Consider the following 25,041-nt stretch of genomic DNA (forward strand, 5'->3'; position numbering starts at 1 on the left):
GCGCGCGCGTGACGCGCGACGGACGACAGCAGATCTGACGAGGAGGCCATTGCCGCGCATGGGATGCGAACACCACCCCACCGGCAGTGGCCTTCTTCGTATGTGCGACACGTAAAGAGGCGAAATCTTCATGACCACCAAGCCCGAGAAGAGCGACGCGAGCAAAGCGGAACGCGGCCGGTTCATGCTGAAGCTGTCCGGAGAGGCGTTCTCCGGGGGCGGTGGCCTCGGCGTCGACCCCGACGTGGTGCACGCCATCGCCCGGGAGATCGCGGCCGTCGTACGCGACGGCGCCCAGATCGCGGTCGTCATCGGCGGCGGCAACTTCTTCCGCGGCGCCGAACTCCAGCAGCGCGGCATGGACCGGGCCCGCTCCGACTACATGGGCATGCTCGGCACGGTCATGAACTGCCTCGCCCTCCAGGACTTCCTGGAGAAGGAGGGCATCGACAGCCGCGTCCAGACCGCCATCACCATGGGCCAGGTCGCCGAGCCGTACATCCCGCTGCGCGCCGTGCGCCACCTGGAGAAGGGCCGAGTGGTCATCTTCGGCGCCGGTATGGGCATGCCGTACTTCTCCACCGACACCACCGCCGCCCAGCGCGCCCTGGAGATCGACGCCGAGGCGCTGCTGATGGGCAAGAACGGCGTGGACGGGGTCTACGACTCCGACCCCAAGACCAACCCGGACGCGGTCCGTTTCGACTCCCTCGGCTACGGCGAGGTCATCACCCGCGAACTGAAGGTCGCCGACGCCACCGCGATCACGCTCTGCCGTGACAACAAGCTCCCGATCCTCGTGTTCGAGCTTCTCAAGGAGGGCAATATCGCGCGGGCCGTCAAGGGTGAGAAGATCGGCACTCTCGTGGGTGATCAGGGAAGCCGGGCCTGACCGGGTCCTTCCCCTGCCCGGGGGACGGAGCCTGACCGAGGGATGGACAATGTCCTACCGGTCGGGAACCGTGCAGGAACAAGACGCGACGCAGCCGGCCGCCGACCAGACCAAGTACAGCTGCCGGGCCCACTCAAGACACGCAGGAGCAAGTGGTGATCGAAGAGACCCTCCTCGAGGCCGAGGAGAAGATGGAGAAGGCCGTCGTGGTCGCCAAGGACGACTTCGCCGCGATCCGCACCGGTCGTGCGCACCCGGCGATGTTCAACAAGATCGTGGCCGACTACTACGGCGCGCTGACGCCGATCAACCAGCTGGCCTCGTTCTCGGTGCCGGAGCCGCGCATGGCCGTGGTGACCCCGTTCGACAAGACCGCCCTGCGCAACATCGAGCAGGCGATCCGTGACTCGGACCTCGGCGTCAACCCGAGCAACGACGGCAACATCATCCGAGTGGTGTTCCCCGAGCTGACCGAGGAGCGTCGCCGCGACTACATCAAGGTCGCCAAGAGCAAGGCGGAGGACTCCAAGGTGTCCATCCGCTCGGTCCGTCGCAAGGCCAAGGACGCGATCGACAAGCTCGTCAAGGACGGCGAGGTCGGCGAGGACGAGGGCCGCCGTGCGGAGAAGGAGCTCGACGACACCACCGCGAAGTACGTCGCACAGGTGGACGAGCTGCTCAAGCACAAGGAAGCGGAGCTCCTCGAGGTCTGATGAACGACTCTTCCTGGGGGGCGCCGTCACAAGCCGGGTACTGGGCGCCGACCGACCGGGGACCTGTCCAGGGGCATGCCCCGGCGGGTCCCACGTACGATGCGCCTGAGGCCCAGCAGACTCGCCCCATGCCCATCGTGCCCGACGTACCCGCGCATGGCGGGAACCAGGACGACGACCGGGGGGCCGCTCGGCAGGCCGGTCCCCTGTTCCGCGACGAGACGCCGTCGGCGCACCCCTACGGGGAGGCGCCGCAGAAGCCGGAGCCCATGCCCGACGCCCCGCAGCCCGCCCCGCAGAAGAAGAGCGCGGGCCGTGACCTGGGCTCCGCCATAGGGGTGGGCCTCGCGCTCGGCGCGGTCATCATCGCGTCGCTGTTCATCGTCAAGGCGGCCTTCGTCGGCGTGATAGCGGTGGCCGTGGTGGTGGGGCTGTGGGAGCTCACCTCACGTCTGCAGGAACGCAAGGGCATCAAGGCGCCCCTCGTACCGCTCGCGGTCGGCGGGGCCGCCATGGTCGTCGCCGGGTACGTCCGCGGACCCGAGGGCGCCTGGGTGGCCATGGCGCTCACCGCGCTCGCCGTCCTGGTCTGGCGGATGACGGAACCGCCGGAGAACTACCTCAAGGACGTCACGGCGGGGGTCTTCGCGGCCTTCTACGTGCCGTTCCTGGCCACGTTCGTCGCGCTCATGCTGACCGCCGACGACGGGGCGCAGCGGGTCATGGTGTTCCTGCTGCTGACCGTGGTCAGCGACACGGGCGCGTACGCGGTGGGCTGGCGGTTCGGCACGCACAAGCTCGCGCCGCGCATCAGCCCCGGCAAGACCCGCGAGGGGCTGCTCGGCGCGATCGCCTTCGCCATGGTGGCGGGCGCGCTGCTCATGGAGTTCGTCATCGACGACGGTGCCTGGTGGCAGGGTCTGCTGCTCGGTCTCGCCGTCGCGGCCAGCGCCACGCTGGGCGACCTCGGCGAGTCCATGATCAAGCGGGACCTCGGCATCAAGGACATGGGCACGCTCCTGCCGGGCCACGGCGGCATCATGGACCGCCTGGACTCCCTCCTGCCGACCGCTCCGGTGGTTTGGCTCCTGCTGGTGCTGTTCGTGGGCTCCGGCTGACGGTCGGAGCCGTCGCTCGTGCCTGAGGGCCCTCGTCCTGGTTCGCCGGGGCGGGGGCCCCTGCCATGGCCGCAGGTACACCTCAAACGATCTGCGACACTGGTACGGCTATGCCTAAGCCCGGAGAACTCACATTCGTCGCCCCCCGCGGAGCCAAGAAGCCGCCGCGGCATCTTGCTGATCTTTCGCCTGTGGAGCGGAAGGAGGCTGTTGCCGCGATCGGGGAGAAGCCCTTTCGTGCCAAGCAGCTGTCGCAGCACTACTTCGCGCGGTACGCGCACGACCCGGAGCAGTGGACCGACATCCCCGCGGGTGCGCGTACGAAGCTTCAGGAGGCGCTGCTTCCGGAGCTGATGACCGTCGTACGGCATCTGTCGACCGACCAGGAGACCACGCGGAAGACGCTGTGGCGGCTGTTCGACGGGACGCTCGTCGAGTCGGTGCTGATGCGGTACCCGGACCGGGTGACCATGTGCATCAGTTCGCAGGCCGGGTGCGGGATGAACTGCCCGTTCTGTGCGACCGGGCAGGCCGGGCTGGACCGGAATCTGTCCACCGCCGAGATCGTCCACCAGATCGTCGACGGGATGCGGGCGCTCCGGGACGGGGAGATTCCCGGGGGCCCCGCGCGGCTGTCCAACATCGTCTTCATGGGGATGGGCGAGCCGCTCGCCAACTACAACCGCGTCGTCGGGGCGATCAGGCGGCTGACCGACCCCGAGCCGGACGGGCTGGGGCTGTCGCAGCGCGGGATCACCGTGTCCACGGTCGGGCTGGTGCCCGCCATCCACCGGTTCTCCGACGAGGGCTTCAAGTGCCGGCTCGCGATCTCCCTGCACGCGCCGGACGACGAGCTGCGCGACACCCTCGTGCCCGTCAACACGCGCTGGAAGGTGCGGGAGGTCCTCGACGCCGGGTGGGAGTACGCGGCGAAGTCCGGGCGGCGGCTGTCCATCGAGTACGCGCTGATCCGGGACATCAACGACCAGGCGTGGCGCGGTGACCGGCTGGGCCGGCTGCTCAGGGGCAAGCCCGTGCATGTGAACCTGATCCCGCTGAACCCGACTCCGGGGTCGAAGTGGACCGCCTCCCGGCCCGAGGACGAGAAGGCGTTCGTCGAGGCCATCGCCGCGCACGGGGTGCCGGTGACGGTCCGGGACACCCGGGGGCAGGAGATCGACGGGGCGTGCGGTCAGCTCGCGGCGACCGAGAGATAGCGACAGACAGACCGAGAGGTAGTCTGAGACCCGTAGCACCCGTACGTACATATTCATATTCCGACAGGGGAGCGCCACAGCGCTGAGAGTGCGGCAACCAGGCCGCAGACCCTCTGAACCTCGCCCAGGTCATTCTGGGTAGGAAGTTCGGTCTTCACTCGAGCTGTTGCGCCCTGCCCGGGAGCCTTCGGACGGTCCGACGTCCGACGGTCCCGGGCAGGGCCGCGTCTCTTCCTGGTCACCTCCAGGAGGAATGAATCCAGTGGGCAACACCATCACCAGAAGAGCGACGGTTCTCGCCGTCGGCCTCGGGCTCGTCACGCTGTCGGCGTGTGGCTCGTCGGCCTCCGACGACAGCGGGTCGGCCGGTGGCTCCAAGACCGTCACCCTCGTCAGCCACGGCTCCTTCGCCTACTCCAAGGACGTGCTGAAGGCGTTCGAGAAGGAGTCCGGCTACAAGGTCAAGGTCCTCAAGAGCGGGGACGCGGGGCAGGCCGTCAACCAGGCGATCCTGACCAAGGACAACCCGCAGGGCGACGTCTTCTTCGGCGTCGACAACACGCTGCTGTCCCGGGCGCTCGACAACGGCCTCTTCCAGCCGTACGAGGCGAAGGGGCTCGACAAGGTCGGCGCGCAGTACCAGCTGGACAAGGACGAGCACCGGGTCACGCCCATCGACTCCGGTGACATCTGCGTCAACTACGACAAGGCGTACTTCGAGGAGAAGGGCATCGAGCCGCCGCGGTCGTTCGATGATCTCGTCAAGCCCGCGTACAAGGATCTCCTCGTCACCGAGAACGCCTCCACCTCCTCGCCGGGGCTCGGGTTCGTCCTCGGTACGGCCGCGAAGTACGGCGACGAGGGGTGGGAAGGGTACTGGGAGAAGCTCAAGGCCAATGGTGTGAAGGTCGTCGACGGGTGGGAGCAGGCCTACTACCAGGAGTTCTCCGGGTCGACCGACGGCAAGAAGGCCGGTGGCGACCGGCCGCTCGTCGTGTCGTACGCGTCCTCGCCGCCCGCCGAGGTCGTCTTCGCGGACCCGCGTCCGAAGACCGCGCCGACCGGGGTCGCGGAGGGCACCTGCTTCCGGCAGATCGAGTTCGCGGGGCTGCTGAGCAACGCGAAGAACGCCGAGGGCGGCAAGGCGCTGATCGACTTCCTGATCTCGAAGCGGTTCCAGGAGGACATGCCGCTCAACATGTTCGTGTACCCGGTGGTCGAGGGGGCTGCCGTGCCCGCCGAGTTCACCGAGTACGGGCCCGCGGCGAAGGACCCCGAGACCATGGCGCCCGCGAAGATCGCCGACAACCGTGACCAGTGGGTCAAGTCGTGGACCTCGCTCGTACTGAAGTAGCCAAGGCCCCGGGGGAGACCGGGCCCGCGCCGCGTGCGCCCCGTCCCCGCCGGTCGGACGGTGCGTCCGGCCGGTCGGGGAACGTGGCGCGGCTCGGGCTGATGGCGGTGCCCGTCGCCTTCTTCGGGCTGTTCTTCGCCTACCCCGTCGCCGCGATCGTCGTCCGTGGGCTGAAGGTGGACGGCGGTTGGCGGTTCGGGCGGATCGGGGAGGTGCTGGGGGACTCCGGGATCCGGCACGTGCTGTGGTTCACCACCTGGCAGGCGCTCGTCTCGACGGTGCTCACGCTGCTGATCGCGCTCCCCGGCGCCTATGTGTTCGCGCGCTTCGATTTCAGGGGCAAGAACATGCTCCGGGCGGTCGTGACCGTGCCGTTCGTGCTGCCGACCGTGGTCGTCGGCACGGCGTTCCTGGCGCTGGTCGGGCGCGGCGGGCTCTTCGACGAGCTGTGGGGCGTACGGCTGGACACGACCGTGTGGGCGATCCTGCTCGCGCATGTGTTCTTCAACTACGCGGTGGTCGTACGGACCGTCGGCGGGCTGTGGTCGCAGCTCGACCCGCGGCAGGAGGAGGCCGCGCGGATGCTCGGGGCGTCGCCCTTCGCGGCCTGGCGGAGGGTGACGCTGCCCGCGCTCGCGCCCGCCGTGGCCGCCGCCGCGCTGATGGTCTTCCTCTTCACCTTCACCTCCTTCGGGGTGGTGCAGATCCTCGGCGGTCCCACCTTCTCCACACTCGAGGTGGAGATCTACCGGCAGACCTCGGAGATCTTCGACCTGGGCGCCGCCGCCGTGCTGACGCTCGTGCAGTTCGCGGCCGTCGGGCTCATCCTCGCCGTGCACGCCTGGACCGTACGGCGACGGGAGACCGCGCTGCGGCTGGTGGACGCGTCGCTCACCGCCCGGCGGCCCCGCGGGGCGGGCCAGTGGGCACTGCTGGGCGGGGTCCTGGCCACCGTCGTGGTGCTGATCCTGCTGCCGCTGGGCGTGCTGGTGGAACGGTCGTTCGACACGTCGTCCGGGTCGGCGTTCGGCTACTACAAGGCGCTGACCGGTGAGGACAGCGGGATCTTCCTGGTGGCGCCGATCGAGGCGGTCGGGAACTCGCTCCGGTACGCGGCGGTCGCGACCGCGATCGCCCTGCTGGTCGGCGGGCTGGCCGCCGCCGCGCTCACCCGGCGGGCCGGACGGCTGGTCCGGGGCTTCGACGCGCTGCTGATGCTGCCGCTCGGGGTGTCCGCGGTGACCGTCGGCTTCGGGTTCCTGATCGCGCTGGACGAACCGCCCCTCGATCTGCGGTCGTCCTGGATCCTGGTGCCCCTCGCCCAGGCCCTGGTCGGCGTCCCCTTCGTCGTACGGACCATGCTGCCCGTGCTGCGCGCGGTGGACGATCGGCTGCGGGAGGCGGCGGCCGTGCTCGGGGCGTCGCCGTGGCGGGTGTGGCGCGAGGTCGATCTGCCGCTGGTGCGGCGGGCCCTGCTGATCGCGGCCGGGTTCGCCTTCGCCGTGTCCCTCGGGGAGTTCGGGGCGACCGTGTTCATCGCGCGCGCCGACAACCCGACGCTCCCGGTCGCCGTGGCCCGGCTGCTCGGGCGGCCCGGAGAAATCAACTACGGCCAGGCGATGGCCCTTTCGACGATTCTGATGGTGGTGTGCGCGGTGGCCCTGCTGGTGCTGGAACGTCTCCGTACGGAACCCGGCCGTCGCGGCGACCGCACCGACCGTATGGGGGAGTTCTGATGGCGCTGCTCAGGCTCGACAACGCGACCGTACGGTTCGACGGGCGGCCCGTGCTCGACGCGGTCGGGCTGGAGGTCGCCGAGCACGAGATCGTGTGCGTGCTGGGGCCGAGCGGGAGCGGCAAGTCGACGCTGCTGCGGGTGGTCGCGGGGCTACAGCCGCTGGACGGGGGGCGCGTGCTGCTCGACGGACGCGACCAGCGGGACGTGCCCGCGCACAAGCGTGGTGTCGGCCTGATGTTCCAGGACCACCAGCTCTTCCCGCAGCGGGACGTGGCCGGGAACGTCGCCTTCGGGCCCCGGATGCATGGCGCGGCGAAGGACGAACGGGCCGTACGGGTGGCGGAGTTGCTGGAGCTGGTCGGACTGCCCGGGGCCGCGGGCCGGCGCGTCGGGGAGCTGTCCGGTGGTGAGCAGCAGCGGGTCGCGCTGGCGCGTGCGCTCGCCCCGCGTCCCCGGCTGCTGATGCTCGACGAGCCCCTGGGGCAGCTGGACCGGTCGCTGCGGGAGCGGCTGGTCGTCGAACTCCGTGAGGTGTTCGGGGAGTTGGGGACGACCGTGTTGGCGGTCACGCACGACCAGGGCGAGGCGTTCGCGCTGGCCGACCGGGTCGTGGTGATGCGGGACGGGCGGATCGCCCAGTCCGGTACGCCTCTCGAGGTGTGGCAGCGGCCGGTGGACGAGTTCGTGGCCCGCTTCCTCGGCTTCGACAATGTGGTCGAGGCGACGGTGACCGGGGCGGTCGCGGACACGGCGTGGGGCAAGGTGCCGGTGCCGGAGGGCTCACCGCAGGGGGCGTGCGCGCTGCTGGTGCGGCCCGCCGGGGTACGCCTGGTGGGGGCGGCCGACGGGCTGCGCTGCACCGTGGCCGCGCGCACCTTCCGGGGCACCCATGTCGCCGTGCACCTCCAGCCGGAGGGCGCTCCGCGACTGGAGGCGGCGTGCGCGCTGCGGGACGCGCCGGAGCCCGGGGAGCAGGTCGGCGTGGGCTTCGACGCGGCGGAAATCGTCGTGCTGGGAGGGGGTCCGGCCGCATAGGGTGCCGCACCATGGCCATGCTTGCGCGAGAACCCCAGGTCCGGCATGAGCGCTACTGCGCCGAGATCGAGCTCCAGGTACGGAGGTTGAGGGACATCGTGACCTCCGGCGCCGATCTGTCGGCGACCGTGCCGACCTGCCCCGACTGGTCGCTGGAGCAACTGCTGCGGCACACCGGCGGTGCCATGCGCTGGGTCGAGCTGAACGTACGGACCCGGGCGAAGGACGAGGTGACCGAGGCCGACGTCCCGCTGTACGAGGGTCCGGAGCGGCAGGGCGACCCTGCCGCACTGGACGCGTGGCTCGCGGAGACCGGCGAGATGACCGTGGCCACGCTGCGCGAAGCCGGGCCCGAGGCGCCCGTGTGGTCCTGGGGCTGGGAGCACAGCGCCGGGTTCTGGGCCCGCCGGATGGCCCATGAGCAGGTGATCCACGGCGCCGACGCCGCGCTCACCGTAGGGCGGCCGGTCGAGGTGGCACCGGAGATCGCCGCCGACGCCATCGACGAATGGCTGGAGATCGTCGCGTTCGTGCAGCGGACCATGCCGCACGACGAGGCGGCCGAACTGCGCGGTCCCGGACGCAGCATCCATCTCCACGCCACGGACACGTCCGCCGAGGTCGATGCCGAGTGGCTGGTCGAGCTGACCGAGGACGTCGTGTGCTGGCGGCGCGGCCATGAGAAGGCGACCGTCGCGCTGCGCGGACCCCTGACCGAGGTGCTCCTCGCGTTCTACCGGCGGCTGCCGCCGGACGGTGGCGAGTTGGAGGTGCTGGGCGACCGGGGGCTGCTGGACTTCTGGCTGCGGCGGGCGACGTTCGGCTGACGGTGACGGGGGAGCCGGGGCGGACGGGCGAGTGGCCCGTACCCCGTGGTGAAGGGGTACGGGCCACGGCCCTGACCGGCGGTGATCAGCGTGTGGAGGCCCCACGCCGCCGCATGCTGTAGTACACGGCACCGGCGCCGAGGGCCACCAGCGCCAGCGCGGCGCCGGCGATCGTGCCGGTGTTGGAGTCGCCACCGGTCTCGGCGAGGTTGGAGTCACCCTCGGGGGACGGGGCGTTGTCGCCGTTGGAGCCCACGGGGGTGGTGCTGCCCTCGGACGCGGACGGCGCGGGGGAGTTCTTGGTCTCGGACGGCTCGTCCTCGTCCTCGCCCTTGCCGTTGCCCGTGCCCTTGCCTTCGTCCTTGCCCTTGTCGTCCGCGGGCTTCTCCGGGTCCTTCGCGTCGGACGGCGGGGTCACCGCGTCCTCGGCGCAGGCCTCCGCGGGGGCGATCAGGTTGGGGGCGATGTCCTCGTCGACATAGTCCGCCGCCGTGACGTGGATCCGGTACTCGGCCTCCGGCTCCCAGTCCTCCTCGAAGGTGACGGTGACACCGTCGGCGGTGGAGTTCTCGATGGTCCTGCTGCCGACCTGGCGCAGGTCTGCCCCGTTGTTCTCCAGATAGACGGTGATCTCGGCCTTGACGCCCTCGGGGTCCACGTCGGTCACCCGGATGACGCCCTTGCCGCCGTCGCACTCGGCGACGGCGGAGAAGTCCTTGATGCTGCAGGCCATGGCGTTGCCCGCGGCGCCGAACACGAGTGCGGCGGATGCGACGGCAACACCGACATAACGCGAAGTCCGCGCGGTACGGGGGATTATGGACACTTTTGCCCTTCACGGGAAGCACAGGGGGAGTGGGGGTGACGGAGGGCCGCCGGAGGGACGGCCTCCCCATGTGCCTCACAGGTTTATAAGCGCGCCATAAGCACTGTCAATCCGAAGAAGTGTTTGGGCTGTCGGCGTGGAGACGCGCCAGGGCCTCCGGGGCCTCCTCGATCCGGTCCACGAGGGCGATCCGGGCCTCCATCGAACGGTCCCGGGCCAGTGACCGCAGCAGCGGCCAGGCCGGCAGCCTCTCCGTCCAGTGGGCGCGGTCGACGAGGACCATGGGCGTCGGTTCGCCGCGCGACTCGTAGTAGTTGGGGGTCGCGTTGTCGAAGATCTCCTGGACGGTTCCGGCCGCGCCCGGCAGGAACACGACGCCCGTGTTGGAGCGGGCGAGCAGCCCGTCCTCGCGGGTGGCGTTGGCGAAGTACTTGGCGATGTGCGAGGCGAACGGGTTCGGCGGCTCGTGGCCGTAGAACCAGGTGGGGATGCCGACGGACGTGCCGCCCTTCGGCCAGCGGGTGCGCACCTCGAAGGCGGCGGCCGCCCACTCGGTGATCGACGGCGTGAACTTCGGTGCCCCCGCGAGGAGTCGGAGCGACTCGGCGAGCATCTCGTCGTCGTACGGGGCCGCGTGGGCGCCCAGGTTCGCGGCCTCCATCGCCCCCGGACCGCCGCCGGTCGCGACGGTGAGACCCGAGCGGGCCAGGGCGCGGCCGAGGCGGGCGGCGTCCTCGTACGCCCGCGTACCGCGCGCCATCGCGTGGCCGCCCATCACGCCCACCACGCGGGCGCCGGAGAGGAGTTCGTCGAGGGCGTCGGAGACGGAGTCGTCGTGGACGGCGCGCAGCGTCGAGGCGTAGACGTCCCGGTCGGCCTTGGTCCGCTGGAACCAGGCGTACGCGAGAGCGTCCGGGGTCGCCTCGTAGCCGCCCTCCGACAGGGACGCGAAGAGTTCGTCGGGGGAGTAGAGCAGGCCCCGGTACGGATCGAACGGCAGGCCGGGGACGGGCGGGAAGACCAGGGCGCCGTCCGCGCGTATCTTCGCGGCGGCCTCGTCGCGCATCCGGCAGCCGAGGAAGACGGCGCCGGCGGTGCCGGTGGTGAGCAGTTCGCGCGTACGGTCCGTCAGGTCGACGGCCTGGACCCGGAAGCCGGAGAGGGTGCCACGGGACGAGACGACGGCGTCGAACTCCTCGATCGTCTCTATCTCGTGGTCGTCGTGGTGGGCCGCGTGGGCGGGCATCGTCTGCACCCGCCCCATGCTAGGGCGCTCCGCTGGTCGGGCCGGGCGCCCATGGGGTGGGGGGTGCCTGTGGGTGTGCGGCCGTCAGTGGGTGGGTGGTCGCTCGCGCCGTTCCCCGCGCCCCTTGCGGGGCGCGGTGGCACGGAGCAGTGATGTCGCGGGGTCTCAGCCCTCGATGGCGGACGGGTCCATCCAGACGACCTCCCACGTGTGGCCGTCGAGGTCGTCGAAGGCGCGGCCGTACATGAAGTCCATGTCCTGGACCTTCTCCGAGGCCGTGCCGCCGGCGGCGACCGCCTTGTCGACCAGCTCGTCCACCTTCGCGCGGCTCTCGGCGCTCAGACAGAGGATCACCTGGCTGGTCTTCGTGGCGTCCGCGATCTCCTTCTTCGTGAAGGACGCGTAGAACGGCTTGGTGAGCAGCATCGCCACGATGGTGTCGCTGATCACGACCGAGGCCGCGTTCTCGTCGCTGAACTGGGGGTTGAGCGCGTACCCCAGCTCCGTGAAGAACTTCTTCGAGGCGTCGAGGTCGTTCACGGGCAGGTTCACGAAGATCATCTGCTGGTACATGGTGAGGTCTCTCCCGGTGGATGGCCGATCGGTTTCGGTCCGTTCGAAGGGGTAGACCGAGGGCCCCCGCGGAACTCATCGGCCCGCGCGAATTTTTTTCGTACGAGTTTTCAGGCGGCCAGCGGGAGTGCCGCCAGCTGCGCGACCGTCCAGGTCAGAGGGCCGAACACGGCCAGCAGGGCGCCCGCGCGGAGCAGGGCCGCCTGCCGGGGCAGTGCGCTGGGCGCCCCCAGCCGCAGCAGTGCGGCCGTGGTGTCCGCGTGCGCCCGCCGGGCCTCGACGGCGGCCGTCGCAAGGGTGAGGACGGCACAGCCGGCCACCACGAACGCGCCCAGCAGGGTGAGCGGACCGACCGTGGGGCGCACACCGGAGGAGAGCGTCACCATGGCGTACGCCCCGGAGGCCACGGCGCACACCACCCCGAGCGGACGGCCGATGCGCCGGGCCTCCTCCTGGAGCACGCGCCCGGCGAGCAGGCGCCGCGCGCCGGGCCGTACGGACTGCAGCAGGAGCCCGGTGAGATGGGTGAGGCCGGGGCCGACGAGGATCAGGCCCAGCGCGGTGAGCAGCCAGCCGCCGAGGACACCGGCGGGGCTGTCCGCGAAGCCGCCGGGGAGGGTGAGGCCGGGGGCGTGGTCGGACTGTCCGGCGTACGTCTCGACGGCGAGGCCCACGGCGAGTACGGCGATGCCCCAGGGGAGGCCGCCGGGGGCGGGGCGCGGAGCCGGTGGGTCCGCCGGCTCCCGGGAGTCCGTGGGGGCGGCGGCCTCCTCGTCCGGTTCCTCCTCGTACCGGGTGGCGCCCGCCGGGGACGCGGCGCGCCGGCCGAGGGCGAAGCTGTCGTACGCCATGAAGCGGGTGCGCAGTCCGGCGGGCCGGGCGGCGGTGTCCTTGGGGCGCAGGACGAGCGCGGTCGCCACGGAGGCCGCGGCCGGTACCAGGGCGAGGAGGGTGAGGGCCGCCGGGAGGGGCAGGGGGCGGTCGGCGGCGAGGACGTCGGCGGCGGCGCCGTCGAAGGGCATGCCCGTGAGGTCGCCGCGCAGATGGAGGAAGAAGAGCAGGGCGAGGAGGGAGCCGAGGACGGTGGACAGGGCCGTCGTGACCGCCGAGACGGCCATCAGCCGGGCGGGGCCGAGGCCGATCGCGGACAGGCCGGGGCGGGGACGGGTGCCGGGGTCGGTGCGGGCCACGGTCACCGCGAAGTGGACGGTGGCGGCGGCGGGCACCACGCACCAGGCCAGGCGCAGCACCGAGCCGGCCGGGGCGTGCGGGTGGGTCAGGGCGTGGCCGAGGGCGCAGAGCAGCAGGAAGCCGGTGCCGCCGGCGGCCGCGGCGACCAGGAGACGGCGCATCTGCACCACGGGGTGCGCCCGGCGCGCTAGACGGAGAGCGAGCACGCGGCCCGGCCTTCCCCTTCGACGGCGGTGCGATCGTCTCCGCCGGCGACGGCGCGATCGTCCCTGTCGGCACCGGCGGTGCGCTCCCCTTCGGCGTCCGCGGTGCCCTCCCCTTCGGAGCCGGCGGCGACACGCTCCGCCTCGGCGTCGACCGTTCCTTCGGCCTCGGTGCCGGTGCCGGTGCCGCCCGCCTGCTCGGCGATGGGGCGGCTGTTCTGCTTCGCGGGGGGCCGGTTCGGGCCACCTTCGGCGGGCCGCTCCGCGCCTGCGCCGCTCGGCCGGTCCGAACCCGTGTCGGCGGGCGGGCCCACGCGCCGGTCGCAGGGCGCGCTCCCCGCTCCGGCCGGGCGGTGGCCCGAGGCCCCCGCGGCGGTGCGGTCGGGCTCGGCCTCCGGTGGGGCGGTGGTGCCGCGGTCCGCCTCGGTCGCGGCGCGGTGCTCCCCTCCCGGGGGCGTCGGCAGGTGGACCGTCCTGATGCGGCGGCCGTCCAGAAGGGACACCGTGCGGTCGGCGAGGGCCGCGGTCTCGGGGTCGTGGGTGGCGAGGACGACGGTGATGGCGTGGGAGCGGGCCGCCGTGGTGAGGGTGCGCAGGACGTGGGTGTGTTCGGCGCGGTGGAGGGGGGCGGTCGGCTCGTCCGCGAAGAGGACGGTGGGCGCGGACACCAGTGCGCGCGCCACCACCACGCGCTGGCGCTCGGACTGCAGGAGGGCGTGCGGACGCTTGCGGGCCGCGTCGCGGATGTCGAGGCGCTCCAGCCACTCCAGGGCCGCCGCCTTGGCGGCCCGGCGGCCCGTCCCGCGCAGCATCAGCGGCAGGGCCGTGTTCTCCCAGGCGTTCAGCTCGGGGACGAGGACCGGCTCGGGGTCGATCCAGCCGAACCGGTCGAGGCGCAGCCGCTCCCGGGCGAGCGGGCCCATCGTGTGCACGGGGACGCTGTTGAACCAGACCTCGCCCTGCCGCACCCGCAGCTGTCCGGACAGGCACCGCAGGAGCGTGGTCTTGCCGCTGCCGCGTGGGCCGGTGACGGCGAGGATCTCGCCCTCCCGGACACCCATCGACACGCCTTGCAGAGCGGGCGAGCCGTCGTGCGCGTAGGTCAGACCACGTGCCCAGAGCACGTCGTTGTCCGGCGGGGCCACCATGGGCGTACACCTCGGTTCGGATCAGGATTTGCCGGGGGAGTCCCCCGTCCGGGGGAACGAAGGCAGGGCCGATCGGTTACAGGGGCACGCTAGGGAGTCAGGGCGGCGGGGGTCGGACAGCACACGGCCCGGGAGGCTCCCATCTCACTCGGATGGGGGCCTCCCGGGCCGTTTCGAGCACCGGATCGCCCGTTCGGGGCGCGGGTTACAGCAGGGTCCACGCCTCCGAGAGCGTCGCGCGCAGGATCTGTTCGATCTCGTCGAAGGTCGACTGGTCGGAGATCAGCGGCGGCGCGAGCTGGACGACCGGGTCGCCGCGGTCGTCGGCACGGCAGTAGAGGCCGTTCTCGAACAGCTTCTTCGACAGGAAGCCGTAGAGGATGCGCTCGGTCTCGTCGTCGTCGAAGCTCTCCTTCGTCGCCTTGTCCTTGACCAGCTCGATCCCGTAGAAGAAGCCGTTGCCGCGGACGTCGCCGACGATCGGCAGGTCGTGGAGCTTCTCCAGCGTGGAGCGGAACGCCGTCTCGTTGTCGAGGACGTGCTGGTTGAGCTTCTCGCGCTCGAACAGGTCGAGGTTGGCGAGACCGACGGCCGCGGAGACCGGGTGGCCGCCGAAGGTGTAGCCGTGCAGGAAGGTGTTGTCGCCCTTGTAGAAGGGCTCGGCGACACGGTCCGAGACGACACAGGCGCCGATCGGGGAGTAGCCCGAGGTCATGCCCTTGGCGCAGGTGATCATGTCCGGTACGTAGCCGAACTTGTCGCAGGCGAACATCGTGCCGAGCCGGCCGAAGGCGCAGATGACCTCGTCCGACACCAGCAGCACGTCGTACTGGTCGCAGATCTCGCGGACCCGCTGGAAGTAGCCGGGCGGCGGCGGGAAGCAGCCGCCCGCGTTCTGCACCGGCTCCAGGAAGACCGCCGCGACCGTCTCGGGGCCCTCGAAGAGGATCTGCTGCTCGATCTGGTCGGCGGCCCAGCGGCCGAAGGCCTCCGGGTCGTCGCCGAAGATCGGGGCGCGGTAGATGTTGGTGTTCGGGACCTTGTGCGCGCCCGGGACGAGCGGCTCGAAGGGGGCCTTGAGGGCGGGCAGGCCGGTGATGGACAGGGCGCCCTGCGGGGTGCCGTGGTAGGCGACCGCGCGGGAGATCACCTTGTACTTGGTGGGCTTGCCCTGGAGCTTGAAGTACTGCTTGGCGAGCTTCCAGGCGGTCTCGACCGCCTCGCCGCCGCCGGTGGTGAAGAAGACCTTGTTCAGGTCGCCGGGCGCATGGGAGGCGATACGTTCCGCCAGCTCGACGGCCTTCGGGTGGGCGTACGACCACACGGGGAAGAAGGCCAGTTCCTGCGCCTGCTTGAAGGCGGTCTCCGCCAGCTCCACGCGGCCGTGGCCGGCCTGGACCACGAAGAGACCGGCGAGACCGTCGAGGTACCGCTTGCCCTTGTCGTCGTAGATGTACGTGCCCTCGCCCCGGACGATCGTGGGGACCGGGGAGTTCTCGTACGAGGACATGCGGGTGAAATGCATCCACAGGTGGTCGTACGCGGTCTGGCTGAGGTCCTTGGGGCTCACGGGTATCGCGTCCTCACGGTTATCGGGTTCCCCACATATAGGTCTGCTTCTTGAGCTTGAGGTAGACGAAGCTCTCCGTCGACCGCACCCCGGGCAGGGTCCGGATGCGCTTGTTGATGACCTCCAGGAGGTGGTCGTCGTCCTCGCAGACGATCTCCGCCATCAGGTCGAAGGAGCCGGCGGTGATCACGATGTACTCGACCTCCGGCATGGCCGTCAGCGCGTCCGCCACCGGGTCCAGATCGCCGTCGACGTTGATGCCGAGCATCGCCTGCCGTCGGAAGCCCACGGTGAGCGGGTCGGTGACGGCGACGATCTGCATCACGCCCTGGTCGAGCAGCTTCTGGACGCGCTGGCGCACGGCCGCCTCGGAGAGGCCCACGGCCTTGCCGATCGCGGCGTACGGCCGTCTGCCGTCCTCCTGCAGCTGCTCGACGATGGCGAGGGAGACGGCGTCCAGCTGCGGAGTGCCGTTCCTGGGCTCCCTGGAGTCCTTCTGGTCTGAGCTTCGACTGGCCACGGGGTCACTGTGCACGACGTCTCGACAGTTCCGCAAGGCTGGATCGATGAAATTCGTTGTTTACGAGCCATCAGCTTGCGGATTTCGCAGCAAGTGGGGTGTCAGGGGTGTTGAAAACGTGGGGCTGCCGATTAGGGTGGTGTCTCAAGGAATGGACACCCACATCTGGAGGGTCGGCAGTGAGCACCGAGCTGCGTCGTCTGCGCAATTACATCGACGGGGAATTCCGCGACGCCGTCGACGGACGGACCACCGAGGTGGTCAACCCCGCGACGGGCGAGGCCTATGCGACCGCGCCCCTGTCCGGCCAGGCCGATGTCGACGCGGCCATGGCCGCCGCCGCGGCCGCGTTCCCGGCCTGGCGCGACACCACCCCGGCCGAGCGCCAGAAGGCCCTGCTGAAGATCGCCGACGCGTTCGAGGAGCGGGCCGAGGAACTCATCGCGGCGGAGGTGGAGAACACGGGCAAGCCGATCGGGCTGACCCGCTCCGAGGAGATCCCGCCGATGGTGGACCAGATCCGCTTCTTCGCGGGTGCCGCCCGGATGCTGGAGGGCCGGTCGGCCGGTGAGTACATGGAGGGGATGACGTCGATCGTCCGCCGTGAGCCGGTCGGTGTCTGCGCCCAGGTCGCGCCGTGGAACTACCCGATGATGATGGCCGTGTGGAAGTTCGCGCCGGCGATCGCCGCGGGCAACACGGTCGTGCTGAAGCCGTCGGACACGACGCCGGCCTCGACCGTCCTCTTCGCCGAGATCATCGGGGCGATCCTCCCGAAGGGCGTCTTCAACGTGATCACCGGTGACCGTGACACCGGGCGGCTGATGGTCGAGCACCCGACTCCGGCGATGGCGTCCATCACCGGTTCGGTACGTGCGGGCATGTCCGTCGCCGAGTCCGCGGCCAAGGACGTCAAGCGCGTCCACCTGGAGCTGGGCGGCAAGGCGCCGGTCGTCGTCTTCTCCGACACCGACATCGCCAAGGCCGTCGAGGACATCTCCGTGGCCGGCTTCTTCAACGCCGGGCAGGACTGTACGGCCGCCACCCGCGTGCTCGTGCAGGAGTCGATCCACGACGAGTTCGTGGCCGCGCTGGCGAAGGCCGCCTCCGAGACGAAGACCGGGCAGCCGGACGACGAGGACGTGCTGTACGGCCCGCTCAACAACCCCAACCAGCTCAAGCAGGTCTCCGGGTTCATCGAGCGGCTGCCGGCCCACGCCAAGGTCGAGGCCGGGGGGCACCAGGTCGGCGAGAAGGGGTACTTCTACGCGCCGACCGTCGTCTCCGGGCTGAAGCAGGACGACGAGATCATCCAGAACGAGGTCTTCGGGCCGGTCATCACGGTCCAGTCGTTCACCGACGAGGAGCAGGCCGTGGGCTGGGCGAACGGGGTCGAGTACGCGCTTGCCTCGTCGGTGTGGACGAAGGACCACGCGCGGGCGATGCGGATGTCGAAGGCGCTGGACTTCGGGTGCGTGTGGATCAACACGCACATCCCGCTGGTCGCGGAGATGCCGCACGGCGGGTTCAAGAAGTCCGGGTACGGCAAGGACCTGTCGGGCTACGGGTTCGACGACTACACGCGGATCAAGCACGTGATGACGTCGCTGGGCTGACGGTTCGCGGGCGGCGGACGGTTCGGCGGTGGCCTGATGCGGCCCCGGGACCGTCCGCCGCCCTGTGTCTACGTCCGCTCGGGCGACGGCCGCGCGCTCTCGCCCTGGTTGACGACCCCGAAGGGGATGTGGACGCTCGGGGTCGTCCGGGAGGTCCCCCTCAGATGGGCCTCCTGGTCGTCGAAGAAGATGTGCGGCCGTAGCACATCCATGATCGAACTCTTGTCGATGCCGCCCAGGAAGAAAGCGTCGTTGACGGTCACACCCCAGTTGTTCAGACTCGTCATCGCGCGCTCGTGCGTCGGCGCATTGCGTGCCGTGACGACGGACACGTGAACGCGGATCGTGTAGTCCCCGTTCTCCCGGCGGCGTTCCTCCTCCCGCCGCTGCAGTTTGTTGATTTCGCGCAGGAAATCCCTCAGCGGGCCCGCGTCGTGCGGAGTCGCCACGTTCATGGTCTCGTGGGCACGGAATTCGGCGAGCCCGTTCCGCTGGAAGACACGCTCCGACTCGTCGTCGGCGAGGACGCCGTCGAAGTCGAAGGCGATGCGTAGTTCCCTGTCCTCGGGGTCGTCGGCGACCGCGGAACCGAGGACCCGGCCGGCGGGCAGACCTGCGGCCACGGCCTCCCGGACGTCGTTCCCGTCCGCGGACAGGAACAGCGACATGTGCAGGGCGGGCATGAACCTGTAGGGGGCCCGGCCCTGCGTGAAGACCGCGCGGCTTATGGGCAGACCGTGCGTCTTTATGGACCGCATGACCCGTAGTCCCGTGTCGGGGTCGTTACGGGAAAGAATGATCACTTCGACCAGTGGGTCGTCCTCCGGATTCAGGTCGTTCAGCGAGAGAAGCCGGCGAATGAAGGAGAAGGCGACGCCGGGTCGCAGGGTGTTGTCGAGGTTCGCCCGCTGGTAGACGCGATAGCCGTCCTCGCCCTTCTCCCGGAACACACCGTCGGACTCGTCGAGGTCGAAAAGGGCGCTCGACGCTATTCCGACGACCAGTCGGTTGTCGAGCCGGTAGGGCGGCATGGCGGATTCCCCCTGTGTTCGTCACCTCTGATCCGGATCAGGTCATACCGGACCCGCGCCCCGGACCGCAACGTCCCAGGGCCATCGACGTATGCCCCGGAGCGGGTGCGTTGTGCAATGCGAAATTTTGTGTTGCAGACGTGGTGCGCGCAGTCGCGCACCTCCTACCTTCCCGTCTCAACAGACCGGTCCTCACCGGGCGAACCGCCCCCCACGGCCGGAACAGCGATGTTCCTGTGCGCGGATCCCGGAGCGAGAAGCCCCTTCCCCAACTCACCTGTCATCCGGGTCGTCTCGGCGACCCGGGCACCTTTCGAGGGATTTGAGGAACTTCGATGAACGCACGTTCCGTACGTGGCGCGCTGGCCGTGGCCGCCTCTCTCTGCGCACTGGCCGGGATCACCGCCTGCAACGTGGAGTCCGGCAGCACGAGCGCCGGCGCCGACAAGGCCGACAGGAGCGCGTCGTCCGCGCCGCGGGCCAAGGACCTCAAGGTCGGCTGGTCGACGATCTATCTGACCCCGTCGTGGATGCAGCAGACCCTGAAGATGCTGCAGACGGACGTCGACAAGCTGAAGTCGGCGGGCAAGGTGTCGTCGTTCAAGACCTTCAACGCCAACGGCGACACCTCGCAGCAGATCGCGCAGATCAGGGCGATGATCCAGCAGAAGTACGACGTGATCCTCGTCGACGCGGGCTCCTCCACCGCGCTGAACCCGGCGCTGGAGCAGGCCGTCGCCGCCGGGATCACCGTCGTCGCCTTCGACTCGCTGCCGACCAGTACGAAGGTCATCCGGGTCGGCACGGACCAGAAGGCCTGGGGCTCGATGATGGCCGAGTGGCTGGCGAAGAAGCTGGACGGCAAGGGCAGCATCATCGCCATGAACGGGCCGGCCGGCGTCGCGGTGAGCGAGGACCGCTGGTCGGGGGCCGAGACGGTCTTCAAGAAGTACCCGGACATCAAGATCGTCAGCAATGTGCACAGCGAGTACAACCTCGCCCCGGCCGCCCAGGCCTTCGCCTCCGCCTACTCCGCCCACCCGGACATCGACGGCGTCTTCTCGCAGGGCGGCGCGCTCTCGGCCGCCGCGCTGCAGACGCTGGTCAAGCAGGACAAGAAGCTCGTCCCGATCACGGGCGAGAACTACAACGGCTTCCTGAAGCTCTGGCAGAGCAAGCAGAAGGAAGGATTCTCCTCCTTGGCCACCGCCCAGCCCAACTACCTCTCCGTGATCGCCCTGGAGGCGGCCGTGGCCAAGCTGGAGGGCGTGGACGTCCCCCAGGACATCGACGTACCGCTGCCGGAGATCACCGACGACAACCTCGGTGACTACGCCGAGCCCGACCAGGCCGACGACTCCTACCCGATCAAGGACCTGCCGCAGGCCGACATCGACAAGCTCATCGGCAAGTGAGCGGGTGACCACCGTGCCGCTGCTGAGCGTGGAGAAGGTGTCGAAGTCGTTCGCGGGCAACCGGGTGCTCACCGAGGTGAGCCTCGACGTCGAACCGGGGGAGGTGCTGGCCCTGGTCGGGGAGAACGGGGCCGGCAAGTCCACCGTCCTCTCCCTCGTCACCGGGCTCCTGACCCCCGACTCCGGCCGGGTCGTCTACGACGGCACCCCCGTCCCCCGGGCGTGGTCTCCCCACCGCGCCCGGGCCGCCGGGGTCGGCTCCGTCCACCAGGAGCTGAGCCTCAACCCGCACCAGAGCGTCGCGGAGAACGTGTTCCTGGGCGCCTGGCCCAGCCGCCGGGGCCTGGTCCGGGGCCGTGATCTCGTGGCCCGGGCCCGGCCGTTGCTCGCGCGGGTCGGCCTCGACGTCGACCCGCGCACCCCGGCCGGACGGCTGCCGCTGGGCGCCCAGCAACTGCTGGAGCTGGCCAAGGCCCTGGCCGGCGAGCCCCGGCTGCTCATCCTCGACGAGGCCACCTCGGCGCTGGACGAGGACCAGGTGGGGGCCGTGTTCCGGGTGGTGCGCGAACTGCGCGACCAGGGCGGCTCGGTGATCCTGGTGAGCCACCGGATGGGCGAACTCTTCGCCATCGGCGACCGGCTGACCGTACTGAAAGACGGCGCCGTGACGGCGACCCGGGAACGGGCCGACACCGATCACGACGACATCGTGCGGCTGATGGTGGGGCGGGAGCTGTCGGACCTCTTCCCGGCGAAGGCGGCGGAGGCGGCGAAGGCGGCGGAGGCGGAGGCGGCGAAAGGGCCGCAGGCCTCTGTCCGGGGCGCGGGGAACGCCGCGGCGGACGAGGGCGCCGAACCCCTCCTGCGCGTCCGCGGACTCACCGTCCCCCGCGCCTGCTCCGGGGTCGACCTCGATCTCGTCCCCGGGCGGATCCTCGGACTCGGCGGGCTGCAGGGGCAGGGGCAACGCGAGGTGCTGCGGGCGCTGTTCGGCCTGGTCAGGCACACCGGGGACATCGGCTTCGAGGGGCGGCCGGTACGGCTCGCATCGCCCCGGGACGCGATCCGGCACCGTATCGCCTATGTGCCCGAGGACCGCAAGACCGAGGGCGTGCACACCGTACGCAGCGTGCGCGCCAACCTCGCGCTCCCCAACATGCGCTCCCTCGCCCCCGCGAGCCGTCTCACCACCGTCTCGCGCGGTGCCGAGACCGCGCTCGTCGACGACCTGATCGAGCGGCTGCGGATCAAGACGGCCTCCCCGGCGCAGGAGGCCCGGCGGCTCTCCGGCGGCAACCAGCAGAAGGTCGCGCTCGCCAAATGGCTGCCGACCGCCCCCCGGGTGCTGCTGCTCGCCGAACCGACCCGGGGCATCGACATCGGCACCAAGCGCGAGATCTACCACCTGCTGCGCCGCCTGGCCGACGAAGGCCTCGCGGTGCTCGTCACCTCCGGAGACACCATGGAACTGGTCGGCCTGTGCGACGAGGTCGCCGTCCTGTACGAGGGGACGGTCGTCGACCGTCTCACCGGACCCGAACTGACTGAGGAGAACCTGGTCAGGGCCTCGGTCATGGGGACCCCGGCCATGGACGCCCCCGGCTCCGGGAGCGTGGTCCATGCGTGAACGCCTCGCCGTCGCCGCGCGCGGCAACACCGATCTGCTCGCCCTCGCGGCGCTGCTGCTGGTGGTGCTGGTCGCGTACCAGCACTACGACCCCAGTCTGCTCACCCCCGCCTCGATCACCATCCTGTCCGCCCAGTTCCTGCCGCTGATCCTGGCGGCGGCCGGGCAGACGACGGTGATGCTGCTCGGCGGCATCGACCTCTCGCTCGGGGCGGTGCTCGCGCTCGCGATGGCCGTCTTCGCGACGTACGACGCCCAGGGCGCGGGCGGTGTGCTCGCCGCGGCCGGGCTCGCCCTGTGCGTGGCGGTCGCGGCCGGCGCGGTCAACGGCGCGCTCGTCGCGTACGCCGGCCTCCCGCCGATCGTGGTGACCCTCGCCGCCTCGTTCCTGTGGGGCGGGGTCACCCTGGTGGTGCTGCCGCAGCCCGGGGGAGCGGTGCCCGCCGGGCTGGTGGACGCGTACAACAACGGCTGGTACGGCATCGCCCTGCCCGCCGTCACCGTCGCGGTCGTCCTCGGCCTGTGGAAGCTGCTGCGCACCACCCGGCACGGGCTCGCCCTCTACGCCGTCGGCGGCAACGAACACGGCGCCTACGCGAGCGGGTTGCACACCCGGGGCGTGAAGATCGCCGGATACGCGCTGGCGGGCGCCTTCACCGGGCTCGCCGGGATCGGGCTCGCCGTGCAGACCGGCTCGGCGGACCCGACCATCGGGGCGCCGTACACGCTCAACTCGATCGCCGCGTGCGTGCTCGGCGGCATCAGCTTCTTCGGCGGGATCGGCCGGATGCGCGGCACCGTCCTCGGCGCGCTCGTCATCGGACTGCTGACCAACCTGCTGCTGTTCACCGGGATCTCGCCCTTCTACCAGCTCATCGTGCAGGGCGTGATCCTCGTGGTGGCGCTCGCGCTGAAGACGTACCTCACGAGGGAGGCGGCCGTATGAGCAGCCTGGCGCTACCCACCTCCAGAGCGACCTGGGCGTTCGGTGTCCTGGCCGTCACCTGGATCGCCGCGATCCTCTTCGCGGACGGCTTCGACAGCGTCTCCAACTTCCGCTACCTGGTGCAGACCGCGTCGTTCCTCGGCATCGTCGCGGTCGGCCAGACCCTCGTCGTCATGATGAGCGGCATCGACCTGTCCGTCTCCGGAGTGGTCGCCCTGTCGGCCGTGGTGTGCGCCAAGGTCGCCTCCGGCACGGGCGGCACCACGGCCGTCCTGGTCGCACTGCTGCTGAGCGCGCTCGTGGGCGCCGTGAACGCGGCCGGAGTGGTGTGGCTGCGGGTGCCGCCGATGGTGATGACCCTGGCCACCGGCACGATCCTGGCCGGCGCCCTGCTCGTCTACACCGACGGGTCGCCCAGCTCCGCGCAGGTCCCGCTGCTCGACACCCTCGCCAACGGCCGCCTGCTGGGCGTCCCCTGGGCCTTCGTGCTGTGGCTCGTCGTCACGGCCGTCGCCTTCTGGCTGCTGCACCTCTCCCGCACCGGCCGGTACGCGTTCGCGCTGGGCGCCGGTGAGGACGCGGCCCGCGCCTCCGGCGTACCGCTCGTCTCCACGGCCTTCGTCGCGTACGTCTCCTGCGCCCTGCTCGCCGGGATCGCGGGCCTGGTGCTGCTCGGCTTCACCGGCACCAGCTCGCTGACCATGGGAAACCCGTACCAGCTGTTGTCCATCGCCTCCGTCGTCCTCGGCGGCACCTCCATCCTCGGCGGCCGGGGCCACCTCCTCGGCACGGTCGGCGGCGCGCTCCTGCTCACGCTTCTCACCGCGCTGCTGACCTCCTGGAACCTCTCGGAGGGCGTACGGCAGGTCGTGCTCGGCGTGCTGATCATCGGACTGCTGCTGGTCTATGCGAGGGAGCGCCGGGCATGACGGCCGCGACGAACCAGGTGGAGGAGCTGCTGCGGGACCTCGTCCGCATCCCGAGCGTCAACCCCCGCGACGGGGCGGGCGACGGGGGCGAGACGGCGGTCGCCGCGTACGTACGCGACTGGCTGGCGGAGCGGGGGGTGCCGGCCGAGCTGCACGAGGTGCTGCCGGGGCGGTGCAATGTCGTCGCCGTCGTACCGGGGCGGTCCGAGGAGGCGGTCCTGCTGGAAACGCACCTCGACACCGTCGAGACGGACGGGATGACCGTCGGCCCGTACGACGGCGAGGTCGGGGACGGGCGGTTGTACGGGCGGGGCGCCTGTGACGCGAAGGGGCCGCTGGCCGCGTTCCTGCTGGCCGTCGCCGAACTCGCGGCCGGGGAACCGCCGCCGCGCACGGTCGTCCTGGCGGGCGTGTGCGACGAGGAGCACGCCTACCGGGGCGTGCTGGGGCTGCTGGACACGCTCCGGGGGCGCGTGGTGGTGGGGGCTGTGGTCGGGGAGCCCACGGCGCTCGTTCCGGCGGTCGCGCACAAAGGGGTGGTGCGCTACACCGTGCGCACCACCGGGCGTGCCGGGCACAGTTCGCGGCCCGAGGAGGCCGTCAACGCGATCACGCTGATGGGGCCGGTCCTCGCCCACCTCGCGGACCGTCCCCCGGCCGTCCCGCCGCACCCGCTGCTCGGGCCCGCCACCCGCTCGGTCACCCGGATCCGGGGCGGCACCGGCCCCAACACCATCGCCGGCAGCTGCGAGGCGGACGTCGACCGCCGGACGCTTCCCGGCGAGGACCCCGACACCGTCTGGCGCGACGACCGCGCCGAACTCGCCGTGCTGGGGGCGGAGGTGGACCCGCCGTTCACCGTCGACCCGGCGCTCGACACCCGGCCGGACGCCGAGATCGTCACCGCGCTGTGCCGGGCCCTCGCCGGTCACGGCCGGCCCGCCGAGGCACGGGGCATGCCGTTCGGGACGGACGCCAGCAAGCTCGCCCGCGCCGGTGTCCCGTCCGTGGTCTTCGGCCCGGGGTCGGTCGCGGACGCCCACGCGGCGGCGGAGTCGGTGGCGCTCGCCGATGTGGAGCTGGCCGCGCGGATCGTGGTGGCGGCGGTGCGGGGGATGGAGACGGGGGCCGAGGAACGAGCGGTGGCTTCGGCGCCGGGTGAAGGAGGGCCGTCGTGCGGCTGAAGGGTCACCTCGTGCCCGGCGCCGGCGTTGGGGAGGGCGGGGGAGAGGTGTCGCGCGGCCGGCCGGCCGTCCCGTCCTCGCCTCCGCCCCCGGCCTCGTCCCCCTCAGCAACGGAAGCAGGA

21 protein-coding genes and 1 pseudogene are annotated in these 25,041 nt (G+C 71.0%); 14 read left to right on the forward strand and 8 right to left on the reverse strand.

From position 1 onward, the window contains the following. The first annotated feature begins 130 nt into the window (after nucleotides 1–130). The 8 genes from pyrH to J8M51_RS20985 all read left to right on the forward strand — a co-directional run bounded on the left by pyrH (nucleotide 131) and on the right by J8M51_RS20985 (nucleotide 8,894). Nucleotides 131–892, forward strand: a complete 762-nt coding sequence (gene pyrH / locus J8M51_RS20950; protein WP_086763758.1) for a UMP kinase — start codon at nucleotides 131–133, stop codon at nucleotides 890–892. Nucleotides 893–1,047: 155 nt separating this feature from the next. Then, nucleotides 1,048–1,605 (forward strand): ribosome recycling factor, encoded by a 558-nt coding sequence (frr, locus tag J8M51_RS20955; protein WP_045561444.1) that lies wholly within the window; start codon nucleotides 1,048–1,050, stop codon nucleotides 1,603–1,605. Beyond that, a complete protein-coding gene (locus tag J8M51_RS20960) occupies nucleotides 1,605–2,723 on the forward strand; it encodes a phosphatidate cytidylyltransferase (RefSeq protein WP_086763756.1) in 1,119 nt (372 codons plus the stop codon). The genes frr and J8M51_RS20960 overlap by 1 nt, the downstream gene beginning before the upstream one ends. 110 nt (nucleotides 2,724–2,833) lie before the next feature. After that, a complete protein-coding gene (rlmN, locus tag J8M51_RS20965; protein ID WP_086763754.1) occupies nucleotides 2,834–3,940 on the forward strand; it encodes a 23S rRNA (adenine(2503)-C(2))-methyltransferase RlmN in 1,107 nt (368 codons plus the stop codon). Nucleotides 3,941–4,193: 253 nt separating this feature from the next. Further along, entirely contained in the window at nucleotides 4,194–5,294 is a 1,101-nt protein-coding gene (locus J8M51_RS20970) for a thiamine ABC transporter substrate-binding protein (RefSeq protein ID WP_086763752.1), read from the forward strand. Then, entirely contained in the window at nucleotides 5,270–7,030 is a 1,761-nt protein-coding gene (locus J8M51_RS20975; protein WP_398856566.1) for an ABC transporter permease, read from the forward strand. Before J8M51_RS20970 ends, J8M51_RS20975 begins: the two co-directional genes overlap by 25 nt. After that, nucleotides 7,030–8,067, forward strand: coding sequence for an ABC transporter ATP-binding protein (locus tag J8M51_RS20980; RefSeq protein WP_086763748.1), 1,038 nt, complete (start codon nucleotides 7,030–7,032; stop codon nucleotides 8,065–8,067). The genes J8M51_RS20975 and J8M51_RS20980 overlap by 1 nt, the downstream gene beginning before the upstream one ends. A gap of 11 nt (nucleotides 8,068–8,078) precedes the next feature. Then, complete coding sequence (locus J8M51_RS20985; protein WP_256966302.1) at nucleotides 8,079–8,894, forward strand: maleylpyruvate isomerase family mycothiol-dependent enzyme; 816 nt, start codon at nucleotides 8,079–8,081, stop codon at nucleotides 8,892–8,894. Between the two features lie 85 nt (nucleotides 8,895–8,979). Here J8M51_RS20985 and J8M51_RS20990 read toward each other — a convergent pair whose 3' ends face one another. The 7 genes and pseudogenes from J8M51_RS20990 to J8M51_RS21020 form a co-directional block, all read right to left on the reverse strand. Then, entirely contained in the window at nucleotides 8,980–9,720 is a 741-nt protein-coding gene (locus tag J8M51_RS20990) for an LAETG motif-containing sortase-dependent surface protein (RefSeq protein WP_086763746.1), read from the reverse strand. Nucleotides 9,721–9,826: 106 nt separating this feature from the next. Further along, nucleotides 9,827–10,975, reverse strand: coding sequence for an LOG family protein (locus tag J8M51_RS20995; protein WP_086763764.1), 1,149 nt, complete (start codon nucleotides 10,973–10,975; stop codon nucleotides 9,827–9,829). 156 nt (nucleotides 10,976–11,131) lie between these two features. Further along, complete coding sequence (locus tag J8M51_RS21000) at nucleotides 11,132–11,539, reverse strand: VOC family protein (RefSeq protein ID WP_086763744.1); 408 nt, start codon at nucleotides 11,537–11,539, stop codon at nucleotides 11,132–11,134. A gap of 110 nt (nucleotides 11,540–11,649) precedes the next feature. Next, nucleotides 11,650–12,936, reverse strand: coding sequence for a hypothetical protein (locus J8M51_RS21005; protein ID WP_216589191.1), 1,287 nt, complete (start codon nucleotides 12,934–12,936; stop codon nucleotides 11,650–11,652). A gap of 425 nt (nucleotides 12,937–13,361) precedes the next feature. Next, nucleotides 13,362–14,081 (reverse strand): annotated as a pseudogene (locus J8M51_RS21010) (ABC transporter ATP-binding protein); the annotation flags it as partial. A gap of 205 nt (nucleotides 14,082–14,286) precedes the next feature. Beyond that, on the reverse strand, nucleotides 14,287–15,651 hold the full coding sequence (locus J8M51_RS21015) for an aspartate aminotransferase family protein (protein ID WP_086753608.1): 1,365 nt from the start codon (nucleotides 15,649–15,651) through the stop codon (nucleotides 14,287–14,289). Between the two features lie 19 nt (nucleotides 15,652–15,670). Next, nucleotides 15,671–16,186 carry an Lrp/AsnC family transcriptional regulator gene (locus J8M51_RS21020; protein WP_086753610.1) on the reverse strand — a complete coding sequence of 172 codons (516 nt, stop codon included), beginning with the start codon at nucleotides 16,184–16,186 and terminating at the stop codon, nucleotides 15,671–15,673. Nucleotides 16,187–16,350: 164 nt separating this feature from the next. On the opposite strand from J8M51_RS21020, the gene J8M51_RS21025 reads away from it, so the two are divergent. Beyond that, a complete protein-coding gene (locus J8M51_RS21025) occupies nucleotides 16,351–17,787 on the forward strand; it encodes a gamma-aminobutyraldehyde dehydrogenase (protein WP_086753612.1) in 1,437 nt (478 codons plus the stop codon). A gap of 68 nt (nucleotides 17,788–17,855) precedes the next feature. Here the strand turns inward: J8M51_RS21025 and J8M51_RS21030 are convergent, their stop codons facing one another. Then, nucleotides 17,856–18,818 carry a 5'-nucleotidase gene (locus tag J8M51_RS21030; protein WP_086753614.1) on the reverse strand — a complete coding sequence of 321 codons (963 nt, stop codon included), beginning with the start codon at nucleotides 18,816–18,818 and terminating at the stop codon, nucleotides 17,856–17,858. A gap of 335 nt (nucleotides 18,819–19,153) precedes the next feature. On the opposite strand from J8M51_RS21030, the gene J8M51_RS21035 reads away from it, so the two are divergent. Genes J8M51_RS21035 through J8M51_RS21055 form a run of 5 tightly spaced genes read left to right on the forward strand, consistent with a single transcriptional unit; the run spans nucleotide 19,154 to nucleotide 24,919 of the window. Continuing rightward, nucleotides 19,154–20,233 (forward strand): ABC transporter substrate-binding protein, encoded by a 1,080-nt coding sequence (locus tag J8M51_RS21035; RefSeq protein WP_086753616.1) that lies wholly within the window; start codon nucleotides 19,154–19,156, stop codon nucleotides 20,231–20,233. Nucleotides 20,234–20,237: 4 nt separating this feature from the next. Beyond that, complete coding sequence (locus J8M51_RS21040; protein WP_179202936.1) at nucleotides 20,238–21,860, forward strand: sugar ABC transporter ATP-binding protein; 1,623 nt, start codon at nucleotides 20,238–20,240, stop codon at nucleotides 21,858–21,860. Next, a complete protein-coding gene (locus J8M51_RS21045; RefSeq protein WP_086753620.1) occupies nucleotides 21,853–22,806 on the forward strand; it encodes an ABC transporter permease in 954 nt (317 codons plus the stop codon). Before J8M51_RS21040 ends, J8M51_RS21045 begins: the two co-directional genes overlap by 8 nt. Then, a complete protein-coding gene (locus tag J8M51_RS21050; RefSeq protein ID WP_086753622.1) occupies nucleotides 22,803–23,735 on the forward strand; it encodes an ABC transporter permease in 933 nt (310 codons plus the stop codon). The genes J8M51_RS21045 and J8M51_RS21050 overlap by 4 nt, the downstream gene beginning before the upstream one ends. Continuing rightward, a complete protein-coding gene (locus J8M51_RS21055) occupies nucleotides 23,732–24,919 on the forward strand; it encodes a M20/M25/M40 family metallo-hydrolase (protein ID WP_086753624.1) in 1,188 nt (395 codons plus the stop codon). Before J8M51_RS21050 ends, J8M51_RS21055 begins: the two co-directional genes overlap by 4 nt. Nucleotides 24,920–25,041: the final 122 nt, after the last annotated feature.

It is taken from the genome of Streptomyces griseiscabiei, assembly GCF_020010925.1.
GTDB classification, from domain to species: domain Bacteria; phylum Actinomycetota; class Actinomycetes; order Streptomycetales; family Streptomycetaceae; genus Streptomyces; species Streptomyces griseiscabiei.